Source organism: Bradyrhizobium sp. MI1.3 (assembly GCF_055811695.1).
Genome location: NZ_JBVVPQ010000199.1, coordinates 1 through 1,362, shown reverse-complemented (window position 1 = coordinate 1,362; position 1,362 = coordinate 1). Strand labels below are relative to the sequence as shown.

Genomic DNA, 1,362 nt, shown 5'->3' with positions numbered 1-1,362 from the left:
CGGCGGCGCGGCGGCAATCCGACCACTCGGCGCGCATGCGGAGCGTCCGCCAGAGCGCATCCTCTATTTCACATACTGAACCTCCTCCGAATGGGTGGACACCTGTAGTAGGCTTGTTGAGCCCGGAGGTGTCGAATGGAACGTCAACGTCGGTCGTTTACGGAGGAGTACAAGCGCCAGGCCAAGGAGCTCGGTCTGCGCGACTCGGTATTGCGACGCTGGGTAGATAAGCTCCGGCAGGAGCCGGCATCGGCGGCGTGGCGCTCCACCACGCAGGCGACGCCGATGTCGGCGGACCAGGCTTCGGAGATCTCCCGCCTGCGCCAGGAGAACGAGCGGCTGCGCATGGAGCGCAACATTTTAAAAAAGTCGATCGCGATCTTCGCCGGAACCCGGACATGAGCTTTCGCTTCATCGAGGATCACCGCGAGACCTATCCGATACGCTTGATGTGCGCGGTGCTCGAGGTCTCACCGGCCGGTTATTATGCCTGGCGCGAGCGGCCGGTGAGCGAGCGGGCAAAATCCAATGCCGCGCTCCTGGCTGTGATCCGGCAGATCCATCGGGACAGCAGCGGCCGCTACGGCAGCCCCCGCGTCCATGCCGTCCTGCGGGCGCAGGGACGCGATACCAGCCGCGGCCGGGTCGAGCGAATGATGCAACGACACGGTATCCGCGCCATCATGGCGCCGCCGCGCCGGGTGCGCACCACGGACAGCCGCCACGACCTGCCGATCGCACCGAACCTGATCGCGCGCGACTTCACGGCGGATGCGTCAAACCGGGTCTGGCTGGCTGATATCACCTACATCCCGACCGCGGAGGGGTGGCTGTACCTTGCTGCCGTCATGGATCTCTTCAGCCGGAAGATCGTCGGCTGGGCCATGCGGGATCATATGCAGGTCGAACTCGCATCCGCGGCCCTGAAAATGGCGATCCAGCAGCAACGGCCCCAGGCTGGGTTGATCCATCACTCCGATCGCGGCGTGCAGTATGCCTCACGCGCCTATCGTGATGCTCTTACCGACGCCGACATCACCGCATCCATGAGCCGCAAGGCCGATTGCTACGACAACGCCCCGATGGAGAGCTTCTTCCATACCTTGAAGACCGAGCTCGTCCATCATCGCGACTACAACACCCGCGCCGAGGCTCAGCGCGATATCTTCGCCTTCATCGAGGGCTTCTACAACCGAACCAGGCTCCATTCCGCCATCGGATATATCGCCCCGATCGAAATGGAGCTAAAAGTCGCTTAAACCCGTCCACTTTTTCGGGGGAAGATCATACTCCGCCGGCTACCGGCATGATGTCATACCGCTTTCCAAGGTAATCCTGACCCAGCTCGGAAGCAATTCGGGT

The 1,362-nt window shown here is 62.6% G+C and carries 1 protein-coding gene; it reads left to right on the top strand.

Features of this window, described 5'->3' with window-relative positions:
* Positions 1-135: 135 nt before the first annotated feature.
* Positions 136-1,259, top strand: a protein-coding gene (locus AC0L3A_RS40600) for an IS3 family transposase (protein WP_473256566.1) whose coding sequence is annotated in 2 segments (ribosomal slippage) — positions 136-379 and positions 379-1,259 — 1,125 coding nt in all. Because the reading frame shifts where the segments join, the coding sequence is not laid out codon by codon here.
* Positions 1,260-1,362: the final 103 nt, after the last annotated feature.